General features: G+C 59.1%; 4 protein-coding genes and 5 pseudogenes. 3 read left to right on the plus strand and 6 right to left on the minus strand.

The window, feature by feature from the left end; all coding sequences use genetic code 11:
- Positions 1-40 precede the first annotated feature (40 nt).
- From NKH19_RS28580 to NKH19_RS28590, 3 genes are read right to left on the minus strand one after another with little or no spacing between them, the layout of a single operon-like run.
- Entirely contained in the window at positions 41-469 is a 429-nt protein-coding gene (locus tag NKH19_RS28580) for a Fic family protein (RefSeq protein ID WP_352983326.1), read from the minus strand.
- Between the two features lie 23 nt (positions 470-492).
- The gene (locus NKH19_RS28585; protein ID WP_352983328.1) at positions 493-834 is read right to left on the minus strand and encodes a Fic family protein; all 342 of its coding nucleotides are present in this window, start codon (positions 832-834) and stop codon (positions 493-495) included.
- Between the two features lie 50 nt (positions 835-884).
- Positions 885-1,190 carry a hypothetical protein gene (locus NKH19_RS28590; RefSeq protein ID WP_245271846.1) on the minus strand — a complete coding sequence of 102 codons (306 nt, stop codon included), beginning with the start codon at positions 1,188-1,190 and terminating at the stop codon, positions 885-887.
- 1,059 nt (positions 1,191-2,249) lie between these two features.
- On the opposite strand from NKH19_RS28590, the pseudogene NKH19_RS28595 reads away from it, so the two are divergent.
- Positions 2,250-2,858: pseudogene (locus NKH19_RS28595) on the plus strand (oxygen-independent coproporphyrinogen III oxidase); the annotation flags it as partial.
- 832 nt (positions 2,859-3,690) lie between these two features.
- Here the strand turns inward: NKH19_RS28595 and NKH19_RS28600 are convergent.
- From NKH19_RS28600 to NKH19_RS28610, 3 genes and pseudogenes are all read right to left on the minus strand, one after another.
- Positions 3,691-6,225 (minus strand): two-component system VirA-like sensor kinase, encoded by a 2,535-nt coding sequence (locus NKH19_RS28600; RefSeq protein ID WP_352983330.1) that lies wholly within the window; start codon positions 6,223-6,225, stop codon positions 3,691-3,693.
- 641 nt (positions 6,226-6,866) lie between these two features.
- A pseudogene (locus tag NKH19_RS28605) lies at positions 6,867-7,244 on the minus strand (type IV secretory system conjugative DNA transfer family protein); the annotation flags it as partial.
- Between the two features lie 267 nt (positions 7,245-7,511).
- Positions 7,512-7,870: pseudogene (locus tag NKH19_RS28610) on the minus strand (DDE-type integrase/transposase/recombinase); the annotation flags it as partial.
- 507 nt (positions 7,871-8,377) lie between these two features.
- Between NKH19_RS28610 and NKH19_RS33650 the strand changes: the two are divergent.
- Positions 8,378-8,912: pseudogene (locus tag NKH19_RS33650) on the plus strand (aldehyde dehydrogenase family protein); the annotation flags it as partial.
- Positions 8,913-9,570: 658 nt separating this feature from the next.
- Positions 9,571-10,741, plus strand: a pseudogene (locus NKH19_RS28620) (hypothetical protein); the annotation flags it as partial.

Consider the following 10,741-nt stretch of genomic DNA (forward strand, 5'->3'; position numbering starts at 1 on the left):
TTCCGGTTCCGAGGAGAAGTGACCTAAGATCGTGAGCGCCCTATGCTCTTACGTTTCCGGAAAAAGCTTCGGAAACAGCGCGTCCAGAGCGTCCGCCGGAAAGCGTAGGGACACTGGGCCCCTTTGGCGTTTCCGACGCCAATAGTCCGAGCGCGATTACGTCATTGAACACTCGACGCGCCGTACGTTCGGGTAGTCCGCTAATACGGGATGCCTCGCCGCGGTCAAACTCACCGCGCGTGAGCGCTTCCTCCACGAGGCGGCCGGCTTCGGGCTTCAGACCACTGCGCTCCACATGCCGATACAGCCGCTTGGCCAACGTGTCGAGATCGAACAGTCCGGTCATGAAGCTCACCTGATCGATACACGCCTGCAGGAACCATAAGGTAAAATCGCCGAGTGCGCGTTCGGAGAGGTTGCCACGTCCGTCGAGATCACCCTGGCGGGGCATATCGGCATGATCCATCATGCTCTTGTAATCCGTTCGGCTTTTCACGCCACGTGCCAAGCCTCGTGAGATCGACCACAGCCCGTGCGCGGCGACCCCGGCCTGAGGGCCATGGCGTGGCTCATCAATCGGCTGACGCGTCCGTTGCCGTCCGGAAACGGGTGAATGTAGTTGAAGCGGTGATGCGCGGCAGGAATGGTCAGGATGCGTCCGGCCTTGCCCAGCTTATCGAAGCGATAACGCATGGCAAAGTATTGCATGAAATCGTTGACGCGATCGCTCGAAGGCGGTTCATGCCGGCCGATGGCGACGTCATGCTCTGGCTTCGATCGCCACTCACCTGGCGCCATGACGAACTCACGGCCGGAACCCTTGATGGTCAGCATGGGCGATTCCGCATCGCGGTAGAATTCCGCATGCAGCCATCGAAGAAAACCTACCGATGCCGGTTCCGGCAACTGCCCATCGGCAGCCAGGCGGTCGATCTCGGCTTGCACGCGAACGTGCGCGGCCGCCTCGAGCTGCAGATTGCGGCGGTTCTCGTCTCGATCGAAATTCCGACCAGCGCCCGTTCGATGTCGCGCGGGCGCGTATCGTGGCCTTCGATCAGGTTGCTGTAGTAGGTGTTCATGATGCGCACGAGATGGGCGAGGTTGGCTGCGGTACGCGAGTGCAGGCTTTTGCCCAAAACAGCCGACGTCGCCAGGCTTGGACACAAATCGATGCTGCCGATGATGATCATGGCCGATGTTCGGCAGGCCTATCGTACTGACAACTATGCACAAACCGTAATTGGGGGAGCCATCTGGCCGATGCTTTGGCCGATCTATGACGATCGGCCGGACTCAGGCAGGTTCGAGGTGGAAAACAGGCAGCTTTAAACATGGTTCTGCCTCGGCCAGCGCAAGATTCGCCGGGAGCTTCGCTTATGCTGTGTGAGCTTGTTCTCTCGCGCCCGAATTCCCCATGGATGGCCCAAAAGCAGGCGATCCATTTGTCATTTTTAAGTGCGTCGGACTGCCAGTTGATCGCGTTCTGACCCGACTGGGAGTTCAAGTTTGACCTGAAACTGACCGGGTGCTGGATGGCAGGCTTCATCCCCACCGGTCTGATATGAAACAACGTCCGGCCCCGAAGGCTAGGCTGCAATCTCGTATGGCTTCTATGCGCCGTTCTCTTGGAGCGTGTTGCGGGTTTGGTCTGCCCAACCTCGGAGCTCAACGCTTCACGGCGTTAGGATGAGCGTTCGAAGCGCAGGATTACTGCCGACACTGCTCTTCTTGTTCGCATTGGGCAGTTCCCGTTGGAAGCTTCCATCTTGCCGACTGCTGAGTTTGGAGTCGCCGTAGCTGTGAAATCGAAAAGAAGCCCATAGGCAACGTTTGCCGCGACGCTACTGAGAGCTGGTCACCGGGAGAGCCGAAGGTAGAACGAAGTTGTCTCGTTGAGCTTGTATGTGGCGCCAGCATAGAAGGCCCAGTTCCCACCCCAAGGCTTATACAAACGCCCACCGTTAGCGCCGATCGCGTTCATGGCCTCGTCCTTTTGGCAGAGATCACCACGGTCGCTAGCTGGCGAGCAAAGTCCGTCCCAGCGCTGCATTATCTCGTCGGATCCGGCAAGCTGGCAGAATTTCCCAGGCGGAGCTGACGGGGAGGGATGGTGGGAACAAAACGGTGCGCGTGAGGTCTCGGCGGGAACAGCCAAGACATCTAAGCGGAACGGACTGGCATAACGCAAAGACACAGGCGAGCTCAGCGGCAAGGTGGTTTGTTATCACCATGGGACGCCTGCCGCGTCTACGGTGGTGTCGTGGGTCGAGACGGCGAGGGCAGCGGTCGCCATGCGCCCCGACCGGCTTGCCAGCGCTGCCCGCGCTGAACAGCATGCGGCTGTCGCCGTGACGCTGGTTGCCGCCGGCTACCGGGAGATCGGGCTCGACCATTTCGCCTTGCCGCACGACGAGCTCGCGCTGGCACAGGAAACAGGTCGCCTGCGACGTAACTCGTTGGGCTACTCTGCCGATACCTGCAGAACCCTGATCGGTTTCGGCGCGTCGGCTATCGGCCGCATCGGCCAGGGGTACGTTCAAAACGAAGTTACACGGGATATCTACATCCAGCACATCGCAGTTGGCCGACTGGCGACATCGAAGGGCCATCGCCTCACAGACGACGACCGCGTGCGAGCCGCAATCATCGAGCGATTAATGTGCGATTTCGAGGCTGACGTGCCGGCAATCTGTGTCGCCCACGGATCTGATCCGATCCGTCTTCGCGGTTCAGATGAGCGTTTGGCGATGCTGGCCAAGGACGGAATAGTGGACTTCGAAAACGGTCTTGTCCGCGTACGGCGGGAGCATCACTTTGGGATTCGCGCTGTTGCTGCCGCATTCGATGCTTTTAGGGATGGCCTTACGTATCCCGCAGTTGAGGGCAAGCACACAACACGGAAGCTAATACAGGGAGTATCTTTTGCCGGAGAGAACGAGCTGCCATCGTGCGGTGCCCGGTTAGTAGTGAAGCGCCGTAAAATGTCGACATAGGCGTTGGTGAACTGGACCGAACGACGAGAACGGCCTATCCAGTGTGTTGTCGGCAGTTAGTTCGAAAGTCCTGCTACACCCGATCCGATGCCTCTCAACGCCGAGGCCGCACCTCCGTGCCGAAGCCGGCCTTCCCAATGGTGGGTCGAGCCGTCGCTTACCCCGTGCTTGCCTCACAGATCCGCGACCAAGAACCCAGCCACATGCCTGCCGGGGCCTAGGTCCATCAAGCATGAAAGGAACACGTCGGAACCTGGGATATCGCTTGCCCGGCCGGGCGGCGATAGCCTTGTCGGGGCAGCGAGGAGCCGTGGCCGATGATGAACGCACAGGAGAAGTCTGGCGTGAATGGGGCGATGATTGTCAAGCTTTGCTCTCGAGTCATTTCGTCAACCATCTTGCGTGACCGATTGGCGACCATCTCCTCGTCCCGACGGCCAGCGCGCAGTGACTTGTCAAGGATGGAGGCCCGCAGACCCCATCGCGCGGCGACTTGTCCTTGACGGTCACGAGCACGGCGGCAGGTTTGCCGTGGTCGGGGAGCCTTCCTTGAGCGGAAGCCGACGACAGTGTTCGAGGGGAACTCGCCATGAGCCGGGTGCGCAGAGATCGTCCGACGCTCTTGTATTTGCTGGATCCCAGCCGGCTCCGCCTCCGACTGCCTCGATAGCTCGGTATCCTGAGCGCGTCGGCGGCATCATGCCATTATCATCCTACGAATTGCATGCTCTATCGTCCTGGACGAGACCGGTTTGGCTAGCCAAAGGACGAAGGTCTGATTACCAGATGTGATCGGCATGGGGTCGCTTCCACCAACGACGATGATGGGCACCGTCATCAGGGTGGTACGTACGGCTTCGGGCTGTCCTGGCCCGAGGAAAGTCGCTTTATCGAAAATTAGGAGGTCGGCTGCCTTCCCGCTCTCGATCCAGTCGCAAAGACTCTCGAAGGTCGCGAAGCCGACCGGCTTATAACCCAGCGCGGCGATCTTATCCTTGTAGATCTCCAACGCTGCTGGATCGGGGTCAACGACTGCAATGATTTCTCCGTTGCCAAGTGATCCATCGCATGGGCCGAAAGCGCTATCAGCTCTGACCTGCTCCTCAGCGCAGGCCGGTAAGTAGAGATCGAAGCGTGTACCTCGGCCAACAGCCGAGGTGACGTCAAGGCATCCTGCGAGCGCGCTCACATGGCGGTCCACTGCAGCAAGACCCAGTCCGGTCCCGCCGACGCGAGAGCGCGTGGTAAAAAAGGGCTCAAAGATATGCGGAAGCACCGAACTTGCGATTCCTTGGCCATCGTCGCTGATGGAGAGGAGAACGTAATCTCCCGGTTTCAAGGTGCCCTTAGCCACGGGCTTCGTTTGACAGACGTGAGCGCGAGAAACGCTAATCTCGACACGGCCCTCATTCAAGAGAGCCTCCGACGCGTTCTTGCATAGATTCATAAGGATCTGCTGTATCTCGGTCGGGCTGCCCTCGATCACCGTTTGCCACTCGTTGATCTTGAAGTTCAACTGAACATCCGCACGAAGTGTAACCCGCAGCAATGGCGCGAGATCCATTACACTCTCCGAGACGTCGAAAGGCATCGTCACGCGCTTCCGATTTCGGCTTAGTGACAAAATTTGATCAATAATCAGTTTGGCTCGGTTGCTGGCCAAGATAATTTGGCCGATGTGGCCCCGAATTCTCGAGGGGCGACGCACAAGACCTTTAGCCATCTCTGCGTAGCCGACTATTGCTCCTAGAACATTATTGAATTCATGTGTAACGCCGCTTGCGATTGTGCCGACAGCCGTCAGCCTTTCCGCATGCTCCCATCGACTCTCAAAAAGGTTACGTTCCGTGTGTACACGTTGCATTTCAAGATGGTTGCCTAAACGCACAGTAGCGCTCGCCAGAACCAGGAGGTCGTCTGTGGAGGGTGGTGAGCGATCTCCTTCAAAAACAAGGATACAAACCGCAGCCTGCTGATCGGAGGCCCGGCAACCAACAATTTGACAAACACCGGTAGTGCCTACGGCAGTCCGAACCACTTCCGACGCCGGAACGACGCGAAACACTGGCTGTTCCGGGTGTACAAGTGAGACGACTTCATGGATTAGCGTGGCGTTCCAGACGCGCATGCGCTTGTTCGCGACAAAGTACTCGGTATTCCTGCTGATACTCGGATCCACCAGAGCAAGCGCGCATTGATCCGCATCGAAAACGCATTGAATGAGTCTAAGCGCCGCTTCGGTGGAGAAGCGCCGCGAAGCCTTCGTTGCTTGACTGTCGATGAAACAAGCTTCGATCTCACTCATCGCCGCTTCAAGCTCTAACCGCCTTTCCAACCGGTTCGTCCGCACATGCAGCGTGGAGGCTCGAATGGTCGCAAACAAGCAGAGGCATATGGACACCAAGCCAAAGAAAAGCCGTGTACGCTGCGCTTGCGCGCTGGCGAAGCTGTAGGCTTTCAGATGTTCTCGCTCCAATTCGGCAGCCTTGGCGAACGTGTCGAAGGATGGGATCCGATTGACAGCGCGGTCCAACCTCAACATTGAGGACAGGATAGCGCGGCCCTCGCGGGCAACATCCTCCGTGACTTGGTCCTGGCTAGGAGGAAGTCGGCGGAGAGACTGATCGATTTGTAATGCGAGGCTGAATCCCGGTCTGGCCGAAAATTGAAGGATCAGATTGGAAAATTCAGGCCTGTTCGACACTCCCCCCCAAAGGCGATTAGCCGAGCGAGCAAAGCGTACGAGAGAGCTTTGCAGAAGCTCATTTTGCGCGGCCGAGTTCGAGATGGCAGCTTCTGTGTTTTCGAGGGACTTTTTGAGCTGTGCAACCAACCTGGAGTGCACCCCGGAGCTCTCATTGGGCGAAATCTCAACAAGGCGTTGGTAGTTTTGAAGGTTCCTTTTTAATGCTTGCCCGGTAGAAGCAACGGAACGGAAGTCCAATACCATGTCGGCGCGGGCGACGTCTCGCTGGAGCAATGCGTAGTTGATCTGAATCGTCCGCAGTTCGCTTAGGACCGCCTCGTTGATCTGGGGGTCTTGCCACTGTATCGCGACCAAGAGCGCAACCGAGGCCACTAGGGCCATTACAGAAGCTTTGTCGGTACTGAGCCATTTTTCCCAAACGAACGGCGTTTGAGCCGCGGTGCGTGCCTTGCGAAGGTCCGAGTTGAATTCTAGCTCCCCATCGCGTCGGTGTGCGGCCGGATGCTGCTGGAACAGGAAAGCCAAGTGTACCTCTCCCCTCAAACAGGCGGTGTAGACACCGTTGCACTCTGCCCCCATGGCCCGCTGACCTTCCATTGATTCGCGGGCGTTTCGACCTCGACGGCGAGGCGGCAGCACAAGGCGGGCAACTGATCGCAGTTTTCGGAACTGGTCTTCCGAGAGATCATCGAAGGGGCATACAAGCGCACGCCTGCAGCAGCCGAGGATGATACCGGCCGGTCAAACGCAACTGGCGAGGGCCGGATCTGCTGTTGGCTGGCAGCTAACACTGGCGGGGCGGCGGCCTCAACTACGGCGTGCCTAGAGCCGGCTGCTGCGAAAGCGTCCGACACGCTTCCCTTGGGGTCATCCCGTCCAGCGGGCATTCTTGGATCGCTGAAAAAAGACGAGGCGGCTTGATGATCCTGCCCTCGCTGAAGCACCTCGCGAAACCCCTTTTCCAGTCGCAGAAGCTCCTCTGGACCGGTAGGCGGCTCGTCAGCTCGACCATCGAACAGCGGCCGGAGCGCCTCGGACACGTGCTGCTCAAAGCCCACTCGCCGGGCCTGGACCGCTTGCCCGTCTTCCAAGCCGGCGTCCTGCACCTGCGACAAAGCTGTTACACGGGATGGATTACTATTTCGCGGGTTCATACTAGCCTCACATCAAACTGTATCGTCAAAGTCCTGCGCCAATTCACACAGCGGGTCATCGAGTTGAGATTCTGCGGAGAGCGCCTCCTCTGCTCCCGTCAAGGGCGCCGGCTCCGGGAGGGCGCCTGTCTGGCTTTCAAAGATGCGTTTCAGAATGCGATCCGAAAAATATCGCACCTTCCTCAATTTTAATGGTGGCAGACCTTTGATGAGAACAATCTCGTAGTCGTCATCGAGCAGCCGAACCTGTTCGGGACGCAATAGCGGTGCACCTTGATGTGAATTCTGAATGTTCCAATCGAACGTTCGCGCCTGGCTGTAGGAAATCGATTGGGCTTGAAATGTGAATCCACCGATAGCTTTGGAAATGTAGTTCGGAGTCTCGTCATCTACCTCGATGTTCCTAGAAGCGCGCCGGCAGCCCGGGCGGGGGGCTTGGGGTTAGACTGCCAGCGCACGCCACTCATAAAGAGCGGCCTCTTTTCGCGGTTCGGACACCCATAGTCAACCCGGCAACGTCTGGATGCCCGCTGTGCTTTTTGCAGAGCGGCGATGCCGGGCATATCGGCCGATCCTGTCTAGGATGGTGTGGCCACTCTCGTCGGCCGAGTTGATGCTCCAGCCAGTATCGCCTTGCCGACCAGCATGAGTTCGCCGTTAGCAATCCATTGTTGCGGGCGTTCCAGTCACGGCCTTCCATTCGGCGATGGCTTGCAAGCGATGAACATGTATGGCGAGAGCAGAACGTTTGGGGCGGGGGACGAAGAGGTTGCGGAGGGCTGACAAGGTCGAGACGAAGCGTTGCAGGCCTCCCGGCGATCGGACCCCTGCATCATCCGCTCCCGTTTTCGCGGCGGCACATGGGAATTCTCCGCTCTGTTGTTCAACCCCTTGTGCGACCGGTGCTCGACGTCCGGCATCATCTGTCGCTTTGCCGCTCCATACGAGCGAAGCTAGTCGGTGATCATGCGCTTCGGCGCGAGCCCCTGCTTCTTCCACAGCCGCGTCAGCAAGCGCAACCTCTCGCAGGGTGCGCTCTCAGAGTTCGTTCCTGCGCAGCGGCCTTGTTATCTCGATACTGGATAAGCGTCTACGAACCTACGCGCCGCATAACGAGCTTTGTTGCGCTGGTCGGTTGCGAAGGGTGGCTCTATGCATCGCAGTGGCGGACGCGAAATCCTCACCATCCTTCTGCATCGCGCTATTTGGCTTGCCGAACACCCAATTTCGCCGGCACGCTGCCGCTGAATACGATGATCATCTCGCATTCTTGCTATGGAGACTGTCGTCCTTCCTGGGCACGCGGCTGACGGCGACGAAAGCGGGTTTATTCATGCAACACCCCTTTTTGGCAGGCAAGCTGGTGGACTTCGGGATGTCGGGGGCGAATATAGCGAAGACTCCCGCCGCTCGCTGATGCATTCTGGACGCAACCGCATCGAGCCGATGTGTTCGAGACGCTTCGCGGCTGCAGTCGCCGAACGATGGCGTGGTTATGCGACCTGTTCGGCATGGCTACCCCCGTCCAGTCAGGCGTTCACGAAGGTGTTTGTCGAGAGTTCGTGGAGAAAGTCCGCCACTTATCGTTGGCGAGGGCTTTGCTCCGGAGTGGCGATCGGTGCGCTGATCGACAGGCAGGCTCTGGCCAAAATCGAATCCCATGCCGTCGCGAAAGGCCGCAGAATCGATGCGGGGGCAAACGCATCGCGCGAATGGCACGTCGAACTATCGGTCCGGTCTCCAGCGAGATGACCATCGCGCAAGAAAGAGACATTCGGGCGGCTGGCGCCTGTGATTGCTTCGACGATGCGGATAGGTCGTGCATGAGGCCAACGACACGATCTACGGCCTTCCCCCACATTTGTGCCTCAAACGGAAGCGTGTTTGGCGTGTCGCCGAGGCCTTGGAATATGGCATAGTGGTATGAACACGGGACGCATGTCGTCGGAAGCCGCGCCTTTCGGCCGAGTGAAGCAGTCCGGCATCGGGCGGGAGGGTTCCCGCCATTGCCTCGAGGACTACCTCGAAATGAAATACCTCTGCACGGGCGGCATCTGAAGCATGGGCTTGCAGGGCTCGCAGACCGGTAAACCAGCGAGCCATCTCCAAATATGTGAATTGTGGATTGCTCCTCGACGGGAGCTGAGGGGCGGCTCCGCAAGCCTTACGACGCTCTTTGCGAGCCGTAGCTGCCGAGCTGGCAAAAGGCCGGGCTACGTCGCGCCAGCGCAAGCGGCGCGCAGAAAATTAGGCCTACCCGCTCCGGGACCGCGGACCTCGTCAGCTTCTCGTAAGTATGCCCGAGTAGGTTGCTCAGCTGATCTGTGGACGTGAGGCTAACGTGAACCGGCACAAATTTGACCTATCCAATGTAACAGGTTGGCGGCAGGTGCAGCCCCCGGCATCTCAAGAGCAAGCGGCACAGGCCGGGCAAGAGGGCTTTGAGCAGCGCTCGGGCGAGGCGCGCCAAGCCGCTGCCCAAATTCCCGCCCCCGGCGTTCCGGCTCTGCCAGACCCGTTCCATCCTCATCCGTCTCACGGAGACCTGAGCCTCATCGAAGGCGCGGCCCCATGGGAAGCGCAGCCCATGATGCAAGGGAGCGGACAAGAACACGCCGCGGCGCCGTACGCCGGAGGCAGTGGGTCGATGCTAGGTGCCTCGGTGCTGCAGCCGGGTCACTCAACGGCGCGCCATCATCATGCGCCGGATTCGTCAGTGGGTGATCTGAATCCTTCCGCACCGTTCGAGTTGCGTGACCATGCTCGTTCCCCCGTGCCGGCGGCGGTGCAGCCAGATCCTCCAGTAGTGGTCTCCGACGGTCGCGGCTGCAAGCGTCCTCTTTATTCCAACGATGCGACCGTTGTCGAAGGGCTGAGGTCACTCTACGCGGGTAAGGCCAAGGAGGAAACGGTCAAGCGCCATGTAAATTCTCTTTACGGCTTTGGTCGTTGGCTCTTTAAAAATAACAAGCCGGGATTTGCTGCTCGGCTTCACGAGGAGTCGCTGGATGAAGATCTCAAGGAGTACGAGAGCAGTGGTGGCTCCTCGACTGTGGCTGTGGCACTGCGTCGTCTCAGAGAGTCGGCGGGCGGAGTGCCAATGGTGGGCCGCGCTGTCCTGAATCCCGACCCTGCCGACGCCGTGCTCATCAAAGAGTACAAAGCGGCTCTCATCAAAGAGTACAAGGGAGCGCCTGCGACCGGGCCGAATCGCCAAACCATTCACGACTATGGAGCTACTCTTAGACGTTTCAGTGAATACCTGGTTGAAAACAACAAGCCGGGGATTGCGGCTCGGCTTCACGAGGAGTCGCTGGATGAAGATGCCAAGCGCTATAAGGCCTCCAGTGGTGACCGGAGGATCATTGCACTAGCTCAACTCCGGAAGTTCCTGCCGTCCGCCGCACTCGGGCGCGAAATTGCCCTTGCTGCTCGTCCGGAAGACGCACTCGGCATGGAGGCTCGTGCCATTGGGGACGCCGCTGCGCAGCACAGCGGGCCGCAGAAGGCATTGGGTCGGCCAGAGAAGCTCCCTGGGGAAGCTAATGAAGACGCCGCTGTTCTGCCATCGTCTTTCGTACCAACTGGGCACCATCACCAAGCCTCGGATCCCGCAGAGTCCTTTCGTCCCCTGATCTGGCGCGACGGCGACCAGCGCGCGCCGGACGAGCGGATCGCTGCACAGGACAGGAGCAACCTGCTACCAAGCGAGGAGGTGCCAATGAGGCCACCGGAATTCGCTCCGCCCAGCTTGCGGGCGGGCAATTCCGCCTCGCCAGAGCTCTTTCCTGAGGGGATGTCGCCCGCGGTCGAAGGGTTTTTTGGTGTTTTCGGCGACCCCAGCGGGCGGGTGCTCGGCGCATTGCAATTGCTAGGCGACGAACATA

This window comes from Mesorhizobium sp. M1338, assembly GCF_040318045.1.
Taxonomy (GTDB): Bacteria; Pseudomonadota; Alphaproteobacteria; order Rhizobiales; family Rhizobiaceae; genus Mesorhizobium.